The organism is Hymenobacter sp. B81, assembly GCF_044628455.1.
Taxonomy (GTDB): Bacteria; Bacteroidota; Bacteroidia; order Cytophagales; family Hymenobacteraceae; genus Solirubrum.
Genome location: NZ_JBIYZW010000001.1, coordinates 2,256,742 through 2,275,476, shown reverse-complemented (window position 1 = coordinate 2,275,476; position 18,735 = coordinate 2,256,742). Strand labels below are relative to the sequence as shown.

The following is an 18,735-nucleotide window of genomic DNA, read 5'->3' as shown; positions in this document are numbered from 1 at the left end:
CGGCGGCCAAGGGCCGAGCCGAATGTCTGAGTACTTTTGAGTCTTCCTCGTTTTTTGCCCCGCACCCCGCGCCTATGCTCGCCTACATTACCTGGGACGTTTCGCCCATCATCGCCCAGCTGGGCCCGCTCACCCTGCGCTGGTACGGTCTGCTGTTCGCGGCGGCCTTCATCATCGGCTCGCTGCTGCTCACCCACATCTACAAGGCCGAGCGCGTGTCGGCGCGCTGGGTCGACGTCATCACCATCTACATGGTGCTGGGCACGGTGCTGGGCGCCCGCCTGGGCCACGTGCTGTTCTACGACCCCGACTACTACCTCACGCGGGAGCATTTCTTCGACATCTTCAAGATCTGGGAGGGCGGCCTGGCCAGCCACGGCGCCACCATCGGCATTCTGCTGGCCACCTGGCTGTTTGCCCGCAACAATAAGTTTGACTACCTCTGGGTACTCGACCGCATCGTGATTGTGGTGGCCACCGGCGGCATGTGCATCCGCCTGGGCAACCTGATGAACTCGGAAATCATTGGGCGGCAGACCGACGTGCCGTGGGCCTTCAAGTTCGTGCGCTACGACCTCATTCACCGCCAGGAAACCACCATTCCGCAGGAGCTGCGCCACCCCACCCAGATTTACGAGGCCCTGTTCTGCCTGGTGCTGTTCGGCCTGCTCTACTATCTCTGGAACCGCTACAAGGAGCAGACGCCGCGGGGTCTGCTGTTCGGCCTGTTCGTGACGCTGCTGTTCACCTTCCGTTTCCTGGTGGAGTTCCTGAAGGAAAACCAGGAATCCTTCGAAGACCGCCTGCCGCTGAACATGGGCCAGATCTTGAGCTTGCCGCTGATTCTGATTGGCCTGTGGGTGCTGCTGCGCGCGGGTAAGAATCTCAACAACCGCTTCGGGTACGCCCCGCGCGATTTGCACGAGCCGGCCGCCACCCCGCCGCCGGCCCGCCCCATTACCCGCTAACACGCCAAACGGCCCGCTCTTCACCAGAGCGGGCCGTTTGCTTGAAAAACCATAGTGGGCGGCTACTGAATGGTGTAGCGGTAGAGCGTGCCCTGCTCGGTGCTGATGATCAGGTTCTGGTTGTCGGTGAACACCACGCCCTCGGTCTGGCCGGCGCCGGCCAGCTCCACGGTGCGTGGCTGGGCCTTGGTCAGGTCGCCGCCGGGCACGTCGCAGAGGTAGAGCTGCTCGCGGCCCAGCAAAGCCAGGCGCTTGCCGTCGGGGCTCAGGTCGGCGCCGGTAACCTCGCCCGGCAGGTTAAGCTGCCCGGCCAGCTTGGCGGTTTGCTGCTCGGGGCCGTCGGCCTGCAGGGTGTACACCTTACACTCGCGGCCGCGGGCGCGGTTGCGGGTAAATAGATAGAGCTGCCCGTTGTGGTAGAGCGAGGCTTCCACGTCGAAGTTCCGGTCGTTTTTCACCGGCGGGAAGTCTTTCTGGTCGGGGTAGCTGAAGCGGATGCGGCGCACCTGCCCGGGATTGGCCGGGTCGACGCGGTAGATGGTCAGGTCCTGGCGGCTGTTGTTGTTGTTGCCGGTATCGGCAATGTAAATGCGGCCCTGCTCGTCCTGGGATACCGATTCCCAGTCTTCCTGGGTGATGCCGGGAATTTCGACGCGCCGCACCAGCTCCCCGCTTTCGCGCACCAGAAACAGCGTGGGCGTGTTGCCGTGGTCGCCGTGGGTGTAGTAGGTGCCGGCTTCGGGGCCCCGGGCCAGGCCCGAGCTTTCGGTGACTTCCGAGGGCATAGCTCCCAGGCGCTTGAGCCCGCTGACGGGGTTCATCACCGAGGTGTGGTCTTTCTTCTTGCCGCCTTTCTTGCCTTTGCCCTTGTCGTCGTTCTGGGCTTCGGAGCAGGCCGTGGAGGCCAGCAGGGCCAGGCTCAACAGCCCGAGGTAAATGCGTTGCATAGCTGCGGGAATACGTGAAAAAAGCCCGCCCGGAAGAACCCGGGCGGGGCGTTGGCTCAGCTATACGGGAAAACGCCCCTCGGGGTAGTTGTTGGTTTTTGGTTGTTCGTTTTTGGCTGATTGTTTTTTCGCTTTCAGGCGTCCGTTTTCCCGGAGTCGAAGTAGCCTCTAACAACCAACAACCAACAACCAACAACCAACAACCAACAACCAACAACCAACAACCAATCAATCCGGCACGGGGTCGTGGCCGTGGCCGCCCCAGGGGTGGCAGCGGGCGAGGCGGCGCAGGGCCAGCCAGCCCCCGCGCCAGGGACCGTGCCGCGTGATGGCCTGGGCCGCGTAGGCCGAGCAGGTGGGCGTGTAGCGGCAGGAGGCCGGCGTGTGCGGCGAAATCAGGTGGCGGTACACCCACACCAAAGCCAGAAAGAAGTATTTGAACAGCGCGGACACGGCAGCGGCGGGAGTAGGGGAACGGCCGGAAGCCGAACGGGCGTTAGGCTCGCAACGCCGGGCTTCGTAAGTTTGGTTCGGCGTTGCCACCGGCAATTTCCGCTCTTTCACTCACTTTCTTTCCCGTTCAATGTTTAAACGTACCTGGCTCAAAGGCCTGCTGCTGGCGCTGCTGCTGCCCGCCGTGGCCCGCGCCGACGAAGGCATGTGGCTGCCGCTGCTCGTGAAGCGCCTCAACCACGCCGACATGCAGAAAAAAGGCCTCAAGCTCACGGCCGAAGAAATCTACGACGTCAACAACGCCTCCCTGAAGGACGCCATCGTGCAGCTCGGCGGCTTCTGCACCGGCGAGTTCGTGTCGAAGCAGGGGCTGCTGCTCACCAACCACCACTGCGGCTACGACGCCATTCAGAGCCACAGCACCACCCAGAACAACATCCTGCAGAACGGCTTCTACGCCCAGACGCGCAGCGAGGAAAAAGCCAACCCCGGCTTGTTCGTCGACATCCTGGTGCGCATGGAAGACGTGAGCGGCAAGGTGCTCGAGGGCATCACGCCCCAGACGCCCGAGGCTGAACGCAACGCCCTGGTGCAGAAACGCCAGCGCGAAATGGCCGAAGCCGCCAAGGAAAACGGCCAGTACGTGGCCTACGTGCGCGACATGTTTGCCGGCAACGAGTTCTACCTGTTCGTGTACCAGCGCTTCGGCGACGTGCGCCTAGTGGGCGCCCCGGCCGAATCGGTGGGCAAGTTCGGCGGCGACACCGACAACTGGATGTGGCCCCGCCACACTGCCGACTTCTCCTTGTTCCGCATTTACGCCTCCAAGGACAACAAGCCCACCAAGGGCTTCGCGGCCGACAACGTGCCTTACATTCCCAAGCACCACCTGCCGGTGAGCCTGCAGGGCGTGAGTGAAAACGACTTCTCGATGGTGTTCGGCTTTCCCGGCCGCACCCAGCGTTTCCTGCCCGCCGCCGGCCTGCAGCTGACCCTGGACCAAACCAACCCCGCCCGCATCAAGCTGCGCGACACCCGCCTGAAGCTGTGGAAGGAAGACGGCGACCAGGACCCCGCCGTGCGCCTGAAGTACGCCTCGAAGTACGCCAACATTGCCAACTACTGGAAGTACTTCATCGGTCAGAACGAGGGCATGAAGCGCCTCAAGACCGTGGACCAGAAAACGGCCGAAGAAGCCGCCCTGGCCCAGTGGATTGCCCAGGACCCGGCCCGCGGCCAGCAGTACGGCCAGGCCCTGAACGACATCAACCAGGCCTACGCCGGCATGCGCCAGTACAACCTGAGCTCGGTGTACCTGAGCGAGGCCGCCCTGGGCACCGAGGTGCTGGCCTTTGCCTCGCGCCTGATGCCGCTCTACCAGCAACTGAAAGCCGAAAGCCCCGACCAGGCGGCCATCCGCAAAACGGCCGACGGCCTGAAGGAATCGGCCGAGGACTTCTTCAAGGACTACAACCCCGCCACCGACCAGAAGGTGTTTGCGGCCCTGATGCAGCTCTACTACAACGACGTGGCCAAGGAGCAGCAGCCGGAAATCTTCCAGACCGTGCAGAAGCAGTACGGCGGCTCGATGCAGAAGTACGCCGCCGAGGTGTTCAGCAAGTCCTTCCTGGTGTCGAAAGCCAAAACCGAGCAGTTCCTGCAGAAGCCCACGCTGCTGCAGCTGGAGAATGACCCGGCGTTCCGCATGATGAACAGCATCGTGAAGAACTTCCAGGAAAACATTCAGCCCAAGATGCAGGCCCACCAGGCCGGCCTGGCCCGCGCCAACCGCCTGTACGTGGCCGCGCTGCGCGAGAAAAACACCCAGAAGGTGTACTCGCCCGACGCCAACTCCACCATCCGCCTGAGCTACGGCTCGGTGCGCTCGTACCAGGGCCGCGACGCGGTGCGCTACAGCTACTTTACCACCGCCCAGGGCGTGCTGGAAAAGGAAGACGCCACCAACCCCGAGTTTGTGGTGCCCCCGAAGCAGCTGGAGCTGCTGCGCGCCAAGGACTATGGCCGCTTCGCCGATAAGGACGGCACCCTGCACACGGGCTTCATCACCGACAACGACATCACCGGCGGCAACTCCGGCTCCCCGGTCATCAACGGCCGCGGCGAGCTGATTGGCCTGGCCTTCGACGGCAACTGGGAAGCCATGACCGGCGACCTGGCCTATGACCCCGAGCTGAAGCGCTGCATCAACGCCGACATTCGCTACGTGCTCTGGTGCGTGGAGAAGCTGGGCGGCGCCAAGCACCTGGTCGATGAAATGACCATCGTCAACAACGGCCCGAACCCCGGCCCCGTGGCCGCAGGAGCCGCCCCGGCCGCTGCCGATGGCAAGGCCACCAAGGTGAAAATCAAGACCAAGAAAAAGAAGGGCGAAGCCGCCCCGGCCACGCTCTAGGCTGCGGCCGATTGATTGGCAAAAAAAGCCCCGGCGCCCCTGGCGTCGGGGCTTTTTGTTACGGTTTCAAATGCAGTACTTTAAGCAGCTCATCACGCCCTGCCTATGCTGCAACGCTACTTTGCTATCGGTTTATTCTTGTTATCGGTTTCGGCCAGCGCCCAGAGCGGTGCCCCCGGGGTGCGCGGCGCCCGGGCCGCGGCGCTGGGCAATGCCTCGGTGACCATCAGCAACGACTTGTGGGCCGTGGGCAACAACGTGGCCGGGCTGGCCCAGCTCAGCCGGCCCGAGGCCGGCGTGTACGCCGAAAACCGCTTTTTCATTCCCCATCTCAACAACGCCGCCCTGGCCGCGGCCCTGCCGCTGGGCCGCCAGCCCGCGGGCAGCACCGTGACCACGCCCCCGCACGGCGTGGTGGGCCTGGAGGTGCAGCGCTTCGGCGACAAGCGCTACAACGAGTCGCGCGCCGGGCTGGGCTACGCCTACCGGCTGGGGCTGATCAGCGTGGGTGCCCGGGTGGACATGCTGCAGCTCAGCATCGAAGGGCTGGGCAGCCGCCGCGCCGTGGCCGCCTCGCTCGGCGGGCAGGCCGACATCATTCCCCAGAAGCTGACTTTGGGCGTGAGCCTCTACAACCTCAATCAGGCCCGCCTGGCCGAGTACCAGGACGAGCGCGTGCCCACCATTCTGCGCGCCGGGCTGGGCTTCCGGCCCTCGGCCAAGGTGTTGCTGCTGGCCGAAACCGAGAAGGATATCGACCAGGACGCCGATTTCCGCGCCGGGGTAGAGTATCAGGTGATTGACGCCCTGGCCGTGCGCGCCGGCGTGGCCACGCTCACCGAGCAGGTAACCGGCGGCTTCGGCCTGCACTTCGGCCAGCTGCGCGTCGACTACGGCGCCCAGCTGCACAACGTGCTGGGCCTGAGTCAGCACCTGAGCGTGAACTTCCGCCTCGCGCCCAAGTCATGAGCCAGCTGCCTTTTGCGGCCGGACCCTGCCGGCTGGTTTTGCGCCGCCTGCGCGGCGCCGGCACCCTGGCGGCACTGCTGCTGAGCGCCGTCGTGGCCCGGGCCCAGGCACCCGAGTACCCGCGCCCGCGCCCCGACCTAGACCGGCTGGTGCAGGAGCTGTTTGCCGAGCCGCAGAGCGACAACGTGCCCTACGAGGACCTCTACGAAACCCTGCTGCAGTATTTGCAGACGCCGCTCAACCTCAACACCGCCTCGCGCGAGGAGCTGGCCAGCCTGCTGCTGCTCTCGGAACCGCAGATTACGGCCCTGCTCGAGCACCGTCAGCAGAACGGCCCGCTGCTGAGCCTCTATGAGCTGCAAAGCATCCGCGGCTTCGACGTGCGCACGGCCTACCGCGTGGCCTCGTTCGTGAACGTGGGCGACCAGAACGCCAACGCCACTCGCGGGCCGCTGTGGAAGCGCATCTGGCAGGAAGACAACAACGCCCTGTTTGTGCGCTACGAGCGGGTGCTGCAGGAGCGCGAAGGCTACGCGCCGGCTGATACCACCAGCACCGGCCGCCCCGCCTCGCGTTACCTCGGTTCGCCCGACAAGCTGCTCGTGCGCTTTCGCACCAGCCACGCCCGCGACTTTTCGGTGGGCTTTTCGGCCGAGAAAGATGCCGGTGAGCAGTTTACCTGGGACCCCAAAACCCGCCGCTACGGCTTCGACTACTACGCCGCGCACTTCGCCCTGTTCGAGCGCGGCCGCCTCAAGTCCCTCGTCGTGGGCGACTACCAGCTGCAGTTCGGCCAGGGGCTGCTGCTTTCCTCCGGCCTGCAGGTGGGCAAGGGGGCCGAAACCATCACCACGCTGCGGCGCTCCAACCTGGGCGTGCGACCCTACAACTCGGTGCTGGAAAGCACCTTTTTCCGCGGCGCGGCGGCCACCGTGGCCCTCACGCCCGCCCTGCGCCTTACCGGCTTTGCCTCGGCCAAGCGCGTGGATGCTTCCCTGCAGAGCGCCGCGGCCGACACCCTGCGCGAGTTCGACGAGTTTGCCTCGGGCGTGCTCATCAGCGGCTTTCACCGCACCGCCAACGAGCTGGAAAACCGCAAGAACGTGCGCGAGGTCATCACCGGCGGCAACCTCACGCTGGCCCCCACCGGCAGCCGCTTCAACGTGGGCCTCACGGCCGTAAACACCCAGCTGAGCACCCCGCTGGAGCGCAGCCTGGAGCTCTACAACCGCTACGAGTTTCGGGGGCAGCACAACCTGGCCGTGGGCGTAAACTACAGCTACGGCTGGCGCAACCTGAGCTTGTTCGGCGAAACGGCCCGCAGCAGCAGTGGCGGTTTGGGCACCGTCAACGGCCTGCTGGCCAGCCTGGGCCCCGACGTGGACGCCTCGGTGCTGTACCGGCGCTACGGGCGCAACTTTCACACCCTCTACGGCAATGCCCTAGCCGAAAACACCCGCAACATCAACGAAAACGGCCTGTACCTGGGCCTGAAGGTGCGGCCCGTTGCCCGCTGGGAGCTGTCGGCCTACTACGACCAGTTCAGCTTCCCCTGGCTGAAGTACCAGGTGGGGGCGCCCTCCCGCGGCTACGACTGGCTGGTGCGCCTAACTTACGCACCCACCAAAACCAGCTTGATCTACGCCCAGATCCGCACCCGTGAAAAAGAGTACGACAACGCCCTGCTGACCCGGCCCACGCCCATGCCGGTGCCCACCGTGCGCCGCTCCCTGCTGCTGTTCTACGACACCAGCCCCACGCTCGTGCTCAGTTTGCGCACCCGCCTGCAGGGCACCCACTACCGCGAAAACCAGGGGCCGCGCCGCACCGGCTACCTGCTGGCCCAGGACGTGACGGTGCAGCCCGCCCAGCGCCTGCGCCTGAGCGCCCGCTACGCCCTGTTCGACACCGACGACTTCGACACCCGCCAGTATGCCTACGAGCAGGACGTGCTCTACGCCTTCTCCATTCCAGGGCTGTCGGGCCGCGGCACCCGGGCCTACGTGCTGGCCGAGTTCAAGCTCACCCGCCGCCTCACGTTCTGGCTGCGCTACGCCACCACCCGCTACCGCGACCAGCGCACCGTGGGCTCGGGCCTGGAGGAAATTCAGGGCTCGGAGCGCTCCGAGGTGAAAGCCCAGATGCGTCTGGCGCTGTAAGCCGCCGTTGCCAGAGGAGTAGCGGAAAGCTTCCAGCCGCGGGCTTCCACCTCTAAGTTCTCAGTTCTAAACGCTGGTTGCTGAACGCAAAAAGGGCCGCTCTGGTGCAGAGCGGCCCTTTTTAATAAGCAGCGGGGTGCTACAGCTTCATGAGCTTCTGCACGGTGGTGCCACCGCCGGGCAGGCTCAGGCGCAGCTGGTACACGCCCTGGCTGAGCTTGCTCAGGTCGAGGCTGTGCTGGAGCAGGCCGGCGCCTTTGCTCACCTGCTGGGTCAGCACGGTGCGGCCCACGGCGTCGGTTACCTGCAGCGAGAGGTTGCCGCGCACGGCGTTGTCCACCGTTACGTTGAACTCACCCGTGCTCGGGTTGGGGAACACGGCCACGCCGGCCAGTTGCTGGGCATCGCGGGCTGCGGCCGGCAGTACGGTGCAGACTTCCAAGCCCCAGCCGGTGAGCGTGCCGGTGCCGCCCAGCAGGTCCTGAATCACCAGGGTCCAGTTGCCGTTCGGGTCCTGGCCGCGGAAGGCGCCCAGGGCGTTGGCCGGGCGCACGGTGCTGCCCGCGTTGATGGGGCAGGCAATGGGGCCGGCCGCCTCGTCGTCGAAGCTAACGTCCATGTTGGCGCCGTTGCACACTACCGAGTACAGCTCCACGCGCTGACCCGCCGGGTTTTCCAGCGAGATGATCAGCCCGCCGATGTCGCCGCTGGTAATCTTGAGGTTTTTCAGGTTCAGGTCGGCAATGATTTCGCCGGGCGCCAGCGCAATGGCCAGCGTCGAGCGGGTAGTAGCCGTCAGGGCCGTGGGCACGGTGGTAGCCGCTACGGTGTTGCACACCTGACGACCCACGTTGAAGAAGTTGGCGGCCGAGTACGGACCGGTGCCGCAGGCGGCAGTAGCCCGCACGCGCCAGTAGTAGCGGGCGTTGGTTTGCAAGGTTACCGGCGAGGTAAACTGCGTCGTGGTCAGGCCGGTCTGGTTGATGACCGTGGTGGCGAAGTTCGGGTCGGTCGATACCTGCAGGTCGTAGCTGGTAGCGCCGGTGATGGGCGCCCACGAGAAGGTGGGCACGGCCAGGGCAGCCTGGGTGTTGGCGGCCGGCAGGGTCAGAACCGGCGGCACGTTGCCCGAGGGACGCACCGTGAAGCTCAGCTGCTGGGTTTCGCTCTGGGTGCCGTTGGTGCCCGTTACGGTTACCGTGTAGGTGCCGGCGGGCGTGGTGGCGCCCGTCGAGATGGTCACGGTGCTGCTGGCGCCGGGGGCTACGGGGTTAGCCGTGAAGCTGGCGGTGGCGCCGGCCGGCAGGTTGCTAGCCGTCAGGTTTACCTGGCCGGTAAAGCCCAGGTACTGGCCCACGCTCAACGAGCAGGTAGCCTGGCCGCCGGGGCAGAAGTCGGGGTTGGCGCTGCCGCAGGCCGAGGTCAGGTAGAAGCCCGGCGCGGTGGGTACCTGCAGCTGGAAGTTCTGGTCGGAGATGTCGAAGAAGATGCTGCCCGAGGCCTTGATCTTCACGCGGGCCTGGGTGCTGGCGGGGGCGCTGGCCGGGATGTTAACCGTGTGCGAGCCGTCGTTGGGGGTAGCCGTGGCCAGCACGTGGGGGTAGGTGGCCCCGCCGTCGGTCGAGAGCAGGATGTCCACGTTGGCGGCGTTGATGGGCGCGGCCGTGGTATTGGCCACGTCCCAGGTTACCGTCTGGGGCACGCCGGTGCGCCACACCACGTTGGCGGTGTTGGGCGACATCACCAGGAAGGGGCCGGCCGTAGCCACTACGGGCACCGTAACGGTGTCGTACTCCACGCCGCCGCCGCCGAGGCGGTTGTCGCGGGCGGTGAGGCGGAACGTCAGGCGACGGGCGTAGGAGGGCAGAATCTCGGGCGTGCCGGGGTTGGGCTGGCCGTTGCTGAAGCGCCGCAGCGGGCTGGGGAACACCCGGGTGGGGTTGGTCGAGGGCGGGTTCGAGCGGAAGATGGGGGCGTTGCCGGTGGCTGCGGTGGGCAGGCCGGCCGGGCCCAGGTCAAACTGCTCCCAGGTGTAGGTCAGCGGGTCGCCGTCGGGGTCGGTAGCCGAGCCCGTGAGCTCAAACATGGTGCTCTTCGGAATCACGCGGCGCGGGCCGGCATCCACCACGGGGGGGCGGTTGCCGGTGTTCACCGCCGTTACGCAGTTGCCGGTGCCGTTGATGTGGGTCAGAATCTCGTCGTAGCTGCGCGTGTGGAAGTACGCGTCGGAGTTGCTCTGCAGGTCGCCGGCGCCGCAGATGCCGGCGTAGGCCATGATGGTGGTGCCGCCGCCGGGCTCGTAGGCCGAAACGGAGCTGCGGTTGCCACCGGCGCAGCTGCCGCTGCCGTCGTAGTTGAAGGTGTGGCGGGCGCCGAACTGGTGGCCGATTTCGTGGGCTACGTAGTCGATGTCGAAGGCGTCGCCGGTGGGGTTGGGCAGGCCGGTGGTGCCGCGGGCCTTGTTGCCCGGCACGCACACCACGCCCAGGCCGGCAATGCCGCCGTCGTCGGTGCCCACCACGTGACCGATGTCGTAGTTGGCCGTCCCGATGGTTTGGTCAACAATGGTCTGGTTGGTGTTCAGCGTGGCGCTGTTGCTGACGTTGGTGTAGGGGTCGGTGTTGGCGTTGAGGTAAATCAGCTGGTCGTTGTTGGCCACCAGCTGAAAGCGCACGGCTACTTCTTGCTCGTACACGCCCGTCACGCGGTTGACGGTGGCCACAATGCCGGCCAGCGCCCCGGCGGTGGTGCCGCCTTTGGTCTGGGAGTACTCACCGGTGGCAGCAACGGCCAGGCGGTAGGTGCGCAGCTGGGCGCCGCTGGGGCGGCGGGCCACGTTCTGCACCGGCGCCAGGCGGGCGTTTACGTCGGCATCGGCGGCGGTGGCGCAGGTGGCCGAAACCAGGGCGGCGCGGTTGATGTCGCGCTTATAGAATACCAGGTGATGCACGCCGTCGGGCGTGGGGTCGATAAACACGGTGTTCGACGCCGACAGAATCATGGCGTGCATGCCGGCTGGGCTCACATCGATAAAAGCCTTGGCCGTGGGGTCGTCGATGCCCTGGGCGGCGTAGGTGCGCAGCATGGGGAACTTGGCCGCCAGCTGCGGGTGCATAATGGCCGTTTCCACCACGCGGAAGCGCCCGGAGGTGCCATCGGGCAGGGGCAGCGACACCACCGTGCCCGACTGGCGGGAGGCAGTGCCCGACTCGGCGGGAGCCGCCGCCAGCGCCGCGCGCAGGTTGTCGGCCTGTACGCTCACCAGGCGGTAGCGGTCGAGGGCCTGGGTGGTGCGACGCGAAGCCGAGGGCAGCTGGGCGTCGTCGGCCCACAGGACCCGCTGAGCCGAGGCGGCAAACGGCGAAGCCAGACCGGCGGCCAGCAGGCTTCCCAGCAGCGCGCCGCGCAGGGTGGTGCCAATCGGAGTAAACGGTGTGCGCATAGGCAGTAAAGAAGAAAGAGGAGGGTGAGAGAGTCTGGGTGGAGAAATAGAAGCGCCTAAAGTAAACATTTTTGGCGGCTGAATAGCAGCCAGTCAGGCCATTTCGGCAAATTTCGGTGCCGTGATGAAGTGACAACCGGCGTCGGAAAAGGCTGCGGCGCAGCCTATTTTTCACCCATCGGCGGCTCGCTCCACTGCTTGCTGCCGGGGGGTAGCGCGGCTTTGGCAAAGCACAGGTAGTGGCGGGTGTCGCCGGCCCGGTAGGGCTCGATCAGGAATACCTGGCCGCCGACTATCAGTTGGGCCCGCAGCCCGGCGGGCGTCACCTCGAAGCGGGCGTCGGTGGCTGGCAGCGCCGCGGCCTGCCCGGTGTAGGCGCGTAGCTCGGGAAACCTGGCCGCCAGCTCGGGAGCCATTACACTGCTGAGCTGCACCCGGAACGCGGGTTGGCGGCCGTCGGGCAGCGGCAGCACCAGCGGGGTGGGGTGGGCACCCTGGGCGGGTGTCCGGGCCAGGTAGCGGCGCAGGGCCGGCAGGTCGAGCGCCAGCACGCGGGAGCCGGCCGCGGCAAAGCGCGGAGCCCCGAGCCGGGCCCGCGCGGCCGCCGATACCGGCCGCCAGAAATTGGCGGGGCGGCTGGCTTGGTCTGGTGAAGCTGCAGGCATGGGCAGGGCAGTGGGCTGGGGCAGCCACAGCAGGGCAGCCAGCAGCGGGCGAAACAGAAGAAGCGGGAGGAGCATGGCCAGGTAGCTGAGGTCGGGGCCACTCCCGGGCCAGATTCGTGCCGGAACCGAGCAGCCTAGCCAAGGTACGCCCGCCCGTGCAGCTTGCGCGGTCGGCCGCTTCTTCGGCGCAGCGCAGCGGCTGCCCGCGCCCTGGCAGGCCCGAACAATGAGCGGGTGCTGGCCCGTTTTCAGCAAAAAGCCCCGCCCGCGCAAGCTGCACGGGCGGGGCCGGGAAGAAGAGCCGACAGAAACCGGTTTACGATTCCGACTTGACGAACACTAGCTGCACACGGTCGGCCTGGCTCACGCGGCGGCGGAAGTCCTCGTAGGCCTCGTACTGGGTCGGCTCGAAGCGGGCCTGGGGCATTTGCAGGCGGCGGATGTACTGCACCGCGCCGCCGGGCAGCACCTGCACCTGGGCCCGGTAACTGCCGTAGGGCGTGGTCAGCTCCACCGGGGCGGGCACCGACTCGGGCTTGTAGCCGGCCGGCAGCTGGTAGCGCACGGTATCGGCATCAACGAAACCCATATCGAACACCAGGGGCGTGCGCCGGGCGCCGATGCGCGGCGGGGCGGCGGGCAGGCGGTTGAGCAGGTTGGGCGCCAGGAACAGCCGCCGGCCGGTGAGCGAGGCGTAGCGCGGCAGCGCCAGGGTAAGCCGCTCGACCACGGCCGGCAACTGGCCGCGGTGGTCGGGCTGCCAGCTGCTTTGCTCGATGGTAACGGCGGCCAGCCCCAGGCGGGAATAGGCGCGCTTGCGCTGATCTTCGGGCGCCGCCTGCAGCAGCTGACTCAGCTCGTCCTGCTGCCGGGCAGTGGAAATGGTACGCACCGTGGCGCGGGCGTTGCCCTGCTCATCAACCAGCACCTCGGCGCGGCGCAACTGGCGGTTGTCGGGAGCGGCGTAGGTGGGGGTGCGCACCAGGCGGCCGCCCTGCGGGGTGAGCAGCAGGGCGTGGCGGCCGCCGGTGAAGTCGCCCAGGTAGTTGAAGGCCTCGCTCTGCGAGGTGCACTCCAGCCACACCGTATCGGCCTTGGGGCCCTGGCGCAGGGGCACGCACAGAATTACGTGGTTGAACTGCTGGGCCGGAAAGCGGTCCTGCAGGGCGGGGCGGCCCGCCCCGGCGGCTATCAGGGCGCAGTGGCTTTCCACGCCCACTTCCTTGAGCAAAGCCATGCAGTAGTTCGACAGGGCTTTGCAGTCGCCGTAGCCGGTGGCGGCCACGGTACTGGCCGGGAAGGTTTGCCAGCCGCCCAGGCCCAATTGCACCGAGATGTAGCGGGTGGAGCTTTGCAGTAAGCCGTACACGCGGCGCACGCGCTCCTTCTCGTCGGCAGCGTCTTTCACCAGCGCCGCCACCCGGGCTTTCACTTCGGCGGGCAGTTCAGCGCGGCCCTGGTTGAGGGCGTAGTTCCAGGCGCCGAAGGTCTGCCAGGTGCTCATGTCGCCGGCGTGGCCCTGCACCTCGAAGCGCGAAGGACCCAGCAGCACTGCCGGAGCCAGCTCGCGCAGGCGCGGGCCGGCCCACTCGCATTCCAGCGCCGGCTGGTCGCGCAGCTGCCAGGCGTACATGCGCTTGCTGCCCTCGGCCTGGCCGTTGGCCGTAACTGCGCCCGCGGGCAGGCGCTGCTCCAGGTAGCGCAGCGGCAGATCGGCGGGCGTGGTCACGCGCAGCGTGGCGTATTCCACGCTCAGGTGCTCTTCTTCCTGCGGCTGCCAGCCCGGCAGAAACAGGCCGTTTTCCGAAGTCACCTCGTACTCGAACTCTACCGTGTAGGGGTAGCGGGGCTGGCGCAGGTCGGCCACGCGCACGCGGTTGTCCTCGTACAGGCTGCCGTTGCTCACGGCGCTATAGTCACGGATGTCCGACGACTTGAGGGCCCGCACCGGCTGGCCCGCCGCGTCGTAGAGGCGGCCGCGCAGGTAGTTGATCTGGTCGAGCTTGCTGTAGAACACCGTCACGGCGCCGTGCTCGTCGCCCTGGGCATCGAGCACGGTAACAACCTGGCGCACGCCGTGCACCACCCGACCGGCAGCTTCCACCCGCACCACGTCGTCGCGCTGGCGCACCACGGCGTGGGCATTTTCGCGCAAGGCGGCGGCAATGGCAAAGGCCGGCCATTGGGCGCCCCCGCCGGCGTAGGCGGCTGTGGCCGGCCGCGCTGCCACCAGCAACAGCGCCGCCAGCAGACTGGCCGTCAGGGCAGAGAAGAAGGAGCGCACGGAGTTACGACTTGCGTTTGAGGACGATTTTCTCGGCCTGCTTGGCCAGGGCCCGCTCGTAGAACTCGCGCAGGCCGGGGTACTCCTCGGCGTAGTACACCGGGCGGTTCAGCATCAGGCGGCTCATGATCTGCAGCTTGTTGCCCACGGGGGTGATGTTGAACAGGAAGCGGCCCGCGCCGTCGGGCATGTTGAGCACTACGTTCTTGGGCAGCTCTTCCACCGTGAAGTTGTCGGGCACGGTGAGGGTGAGCATGTTGGTTTCCTCCAGGCGGGCGCCCAGGTCCACCGGGAAGCGGCGCTCGGGCTGCTTGAAGGGGTTGCTCTGGTCGCTCAGGTGGCTCAGCGGCGAGAGGTAAATGGTGCCCAGTGCCTGGTCCGACTCGGAGGGAATGCGCACGTCCAGGTCCAGGGCCAGGGGCTTGTTGAGCAAGTCAACCTGCTGAAACGCGAACTTGTCGATCTTCCAGCTTTCCTGCTCCTTCAGCAGCTTTTCCACAAATTTCTTTTCGCCGTCGCGCTGCAGCAGGCCGCGCTGGTGCAGGCCCAGGTAGCCGTCGTGCTCGTCGCGCACCTTGCCCACGATGTTGCCCTTCTCGTCGAGGGTGAGCTGAGCCGAGCGGAAGTGCATGTAGCGGTGCGGGGTAAGCAGGGGAATCCACTTGCCGTTTTTGGCGTCCATGATCAGGCGGCCCTGGCCGCTGAGGCAGCGCTGGGGCAGCATGCCGAAGGGCGCCAGCGGCTCGCTCGCGTCGGCCAGCACCTGCTGGCTGTCGGGCAGCTGCACGTGGGCCACCACGTAGTTGAAGCGCTGCAGCTGCGGAAACGAGGTGTCGACGCGGCCGTGGGTGCGGGTGCTCAGAATCACGGGGTTGGCCTGCAGGCCCGCGTCGCGCAGCAGGGCAATCAGCAGCAGGTTCACGTCGGCGGTGTTGCCCGTGTGCTGCTCCCAGGTTTTGCGAATGCCGGTGCGGCTCCACAGCGAAGCTTCGCCGTTGCACTTCACGTTTTTGCGCACCAGCTCGTGCACGGCCGCGGCGCGGTCGGCGCCGTTGGGGTACTTGGCCACGATGGCGGCAATGTCGGCTTTCAGGAAGCCACCCTTATTGAGCTGCACCCCGAACTCCGGGTTTTCCAGCAGGTCCTGCTGCATCTTGCCCCAGGAGCTGGTAACGTCGTCGTAGCCCTGGCCCGGCATTTTCACGCCGGACAGCTCAAAGTCGATGCGCGCCACGTAGTCGCGCGGGGTGGTCATGTAGGGTTCCGCACGCAGGGCCGGCACGTTCTTCATGGCCCAGCGGTAGTCCGTCATCTGGGGCGTAAGAATGGCCGTTTCGGTGGTGTTGAGCCGGCTGGTCAGGTCGCGCTGCCCCTGGTCGGTGGCGTAGCGCACGGTAAACTGGCCGATGCTGTTGGTTTGCTCCTGCACCACTAGCGGCTCGTAGCCCTGGTTGAGCTGCTTGTAGTAGAAGTACTCGGGAATGTGGGCGCGGTACTCGCTCCAGCGCACCGGAATGCTGTGCTGAAACTGCCAGTCCTGGAAGTTGAACAGAAAGTCGGAGTTGACGGTGTAGGCAAACTCAATGACCGACCCTTCGCGCACGTTGGGCAACGTAAACTTGCGCAGGGAGCGGTTGGCGTCCTGCTGCTCGGTAAACACGGCCGAGGTTTCCATCTTTTCCTTGACCACCTCGCCCTTGGGCCCCAGGTTATAGGTGAAGGCTTTCAGGCCGATGAGTTTTTCCTCGTCGTTGCCGCGCCGGTACAGGGGGACCTCCACGCTGGCCCAGTCGTAGCCGCTTTTCTTGAGAATCTTGATGCGGGTTACCCGGTCAAACACGATGCGCCAGCCGCCCTTGGGGCTCACGTCGAAGCGCGAGACGCCGTAGTCGCAGAGCACCACGGCCTCGGCGGCGCTGTCGGCCACGAAGCTGGCTTGGTCGAAGTCTTTGGGGTCGAGCTTGCCGAACTTGATGGGTTCGGGCTGGGCCAGGGCGGCTCCCGCAACGGCGCAGCCAAGCGCGGCCGTGCTCAGTGAGCGGCGTAGAAATGGGGTCATAGCAGGTAAGGTAAGCTGGGGTGGGGTAGAAACTAAGACAGAAGCCGGCCGCGGCCAGCAGCGGCCGGACCAGAGAAGCCGATAAACCGGGGAGACGGGCCCAAACAGCCGGGGCCGGGATTTCGCAGCATAAAAGTAGGACTATTGGCTAACAATCTGAAATAACCGTGACAGATAATGCCCGCCGCTTACTTCCCGGGAGCAGGCTGGCAGCAGGCTTACGGTCCGGAAACTAAATAGCTACCAGCACATTTGCAAGCCGGCTTTGCACTTTATTGCGCTAGGGTTGGCGCTGCAGGACCAGCGGCTCGGCGTGCTTGGCCTGGGCCCGGATGAACAGCTCGCGCAGGGCCGGGTATTCGCTGGGTTTGTACTCGGTCTTGCGCAGCTGCAGGCGGCTCACCAGCTGCAGCACGTTGCCCTGCTGGGTGGCCTCGTAGCTGTAGCGCCCCTGGCCGCCGGGCAAGTCGAGCAGCAGCTGGCCGGGCAACTCGCTGATCCGGTAGCGGGGCGGCAGCGTCAGCTGCACCGTGGTCACGTACTCGTGCGCGGCGCCGAAGTCCACGGGGTAGCTGCGCGCGTCGCTCTGAAAGGGGTTCTGCGCGTCGGTGAACAGCTGCATCAGCGGCAGGTACAGGGTGGTTGGGGCTGCCTGAGCGGGCGGTACGGTCAAATCCAGCGCTACCAGCAGGGGCTTGGTCAGCTCGTCGGCGCGCTGCACGGCGCTGCGCGTGAGCTGCCAGTCGGGGTGCTGCTGCAGCAGGCGGGTGAGGTAGGCTTTTTCGCCGTTTTCGGCCAGGCGGCCGCGCTCGGCCAGGCCGGCGTAGCCGTTGTACTCCACGTTCACCGTGCCCCGCAACTCGCCCTGCTCACCCAGGCTCAGGCGGGCGTTGGTCAGGCGTAGGTGCTTCTGCGAGGGCGTGAGCGGCAGCCAGCGGCCCCCGCCGGGCGCAATCAGCCGGCCCTGGCCGTTGAGGCAGCGCAGCGGCAGGGTGCCCGGGGCGGCCAGCGGTTCGGTGGCATCGAGCAGCAGGCCCGCGGGCTGGTCGTGCAAAGCCACGTGGGCTACCACGTAGTTGAACTGATTCACCAGCGGCACTTCCGTTTGAATGCGGCCGTGGTCACGGGTGCTCACCAGCACCGGGTGAGCTTCCAGACCGGCGTCGCGCAGGGTGTGCACCAGCAGCAGGTTTACCTCGGCGGCGTTGCCCTGGCGCAGTTGAACCAGCTTGCCGAGCAGGGGCGTGCGGGCAAACAGGCTCTCCTCGCCGGTGTAGCGCAGATTCTGCTGCACCAGCGCCCGCACGGCCGCCGCCCGCTCGGCTGGGTTGGGGTGGTGCTTGGCCAGGGCCTGCGCCTCGGCCGTCAGCGGCGACTGGTTGCTGAAGGCACCGGCAAAGTCTTCGCGCTTGAGCAGCCCCCCGAAGTCTTCCTGCTTGAGCAGCTGGGCGGCAATCTTTTCCCAGGTCGAGGTCACCGGCCGGGGGCGGGTGGGGTCGAACTGCGTCAGGTGCAGCTCAAAGTCCAGGGCGGCGCGGTAGTCGCGCTCGGTGGTCATGTAGGGTTCGGGGCGGAAGGCAGGCACGTCCTGCATCACCCAGCGCCCGCCCAGTGCGCTGGTACTCAGGCGCTGCATCACTGTGTTGTTGGAGGAAAGGCCCATGCCTGCCTCTTCGGAGGCGCGGTACAAGGTGGTATAGGGCACCACGGCGTGCGTCTGCACGGCGTAGGGGTGGTAGCCGCGGGAAAACTCCTTGTACACGAAAAACGCCGGCAGCTCGGCGCGGCACTCGCTCCACACCACCGGAATGTCGTGCTGAAAATTCCAGGTCGGCAGGCTGTACAGGAAGCCCGACTTGACCACGTAGCTGTACTCGATGATGGAGCCTTCGCGCACCCGGGGCAGGGTGAAGCGGCGGCGGGCGTGGCGGGCGTCAATCTGCTCGTGAAAGACGGATTCGTCTTCCATCTTGTGCTTTTCCACCTGGCCGTTTACCAGGTTGTAGGTGGCGCCCCGCAGCTGCGTGAGCAGCTCCTCCTTGCCTTCGCGGCGGTACAGCGGCACGTGCACGGTGGCGTGCTCGTAGCCATCCTTGTTCACAATCAGCACGCGGGTAATGCGCTCCAGCACCACCTTGAAGCCGTCGTGTGCTCCCTCGATGCGGAGTCGGCCGTAGTCGCAGAGCACCACGGCCGGGGCCGCGTCGGCGCCCTTGTAAGCCGTGGCGTCAAAGTCGCGGGGCTCCACCTTGCCGAACTTGATGGGCGCCTCCTGGGCGTGGGCAGTAGCCACGGAAGCCAGCAGCAGGGCCAGCAGGCAGCGGATAAGCAGCGTCATAGTCCGACAAAAGACCGGGTAGAATAAATCAGCCAGGA

At 66.3% G+C, this 18,735-nt stretch carries 11 protein-coding genes; 4 read left to right on the top strand and 7 right to left on the bottom strand.

Translation table 11 applies throughout. From position 1 onward, the window contains the following. Window positions 1–74 precede the first annotated feature (74 nt). On the top strand, window positions 75–968 hold the full coding sequence (gene lgt / locus ACE191_RS10015) for a prolipoprotein diacylglyceryl transferase (protein ID WP_400192064.1): 894 nt from the start codon (window positions 75–77) through the stop codon (window positions 966–968). A gap of 62 nt (window positions 969–1,030) precedes the next feature. Here the strand turns inward: lgt and ACE191_RS10010 are convergent, their stop codons facing one another. Next, a complete protein-coding gene (locus ACE191_RS10010; RefSeq protein WP_400192063.1) occupies window positions 1,031–1,915 on the bottom strand; it encodes a hypothetical protein in 885 nt (294 codons plus the stop codon). Between the two features lie 228 nt (window positions 1,916–2,143). Beyond that, entirely contained in the window at window positions 2,144–2,368 is a 225-nt protein-coding gene (gene yidD / locus ACE191_RS10005) for a membrane protein insertion efficiency factor YidD (RefSeq protein ID WP_400192062.1), read from the bottom strand. 130 nt (window positions 2,369–2,498) lie between these two features. On the opposite strand from yidD, the gene ACE191_RS10000 reads away from it, so the two are divergent. The 3 genes from ACE191_RS10000 (at window position 2,499) to ACE191_RS09990 (ending at window position 7,909) form a co-directional block, all read left to right on the top strand. Then, window positions 2,499–4,781, top strand: coding sequence for a S46 family peptidase (locus ACE191_RS10000; protein WP_400192061.1), 2,283 nt, complete (start codon window positions 2,499–2,501; stop codon window positions 4,779–4,781). Window positions 4,782–4,886: 105 nt separating this feature from the next. Next, entirely contained in the window at window positions 4,887–5,750 is an 864-nt protein-coding gene (locus ACE191_RS09995; RefSeq protein WP_400192060.1) for a hypothetical protein, read from the top strand. Further along, complete coding sequence (locus ACE191_RS09990; protein ID WP_400192059.1) at window positions 5,747–7,909, top strand: helix-hairpin-helix domain-containing protein; 2,163 nt, start codon at window positions 5,747–5,749, stop codon at window positions 7,907–7,909. Before ACE191_RS09995 ends, ACE191_RS09990 begins: the two co-directional genes overlap by 4 nt. Before the next feature lie 139 nt (window positions 7,910–8,048). Here the strand turns inward: ACE191_RS09990 and ACE191_RS09985 are convergent, their stop codons facing one another. The 5 genes from ACE191_RS09985 to ACE191_RS09965 form a co-directional block, all read right to left on the bottom strand. Next, window positions 8,049–11,351, bottom strand: a complete 3,303-nt coding sequence (locus ACE191_RS09985) for a reprolysin-like metallopeptidase (RefSeq protein ID WP_400192058.1) — start codon at window positions 11,349–11,351, stop codon at window positions 8,049–8,051. Window positions 11,352–11,515: 164 nt separating this feature from the next. Beyond that, entirely contained in the window at window positions 11,516–12,091 is a 576-nt protein-coding gene (locus ACE191_RS09980; protein ID WP_400192057.1) for a hypothetical protein, read from the bottom strand. 241 nt (window positions 12,092–12,332) lie between these two features. Further along, window positions 12,333–14,300 carry a DUF3857 domain-containing protein gene (locus ACE191_RS09975; protein ID WP_400192056.1) on the bottom strand — a complete coding sequence of 656 codons (1,968 nt, stop codon included), beginning with the start codon at window positions 14,298–14,300 and terminating at the stop codon, window positions 12,333–12,335. Window positions 14,301–14,304: 4 nt separating this feature from the next. Continuing rightward, window positions 14,305–16,359, bottom strand: a complete 2,055-nt coding sequence (locus ACE191_RS09970; protein WP_400192055.1) for a DUF3858 domain-containing protein — start codon at window positions 16,357–16,359, stop codon at window positions 14,305–14,307. Window positions 16,360–16,639: 280 nt separating this feature from the next. Beyond that, on the bottom strand, window positions 16,640–18,697 hold the full coding sequence (locus tag ACE191_RS09965; protein WP_400192054.1) for a hypothetical protein: 2,058 nt from the start codon (window positions 18,695–18,697) through the stop codon (window positions 16,640–16,642). Window positions 18,698–18,735 lie beyond the last annotated feature (38 nt).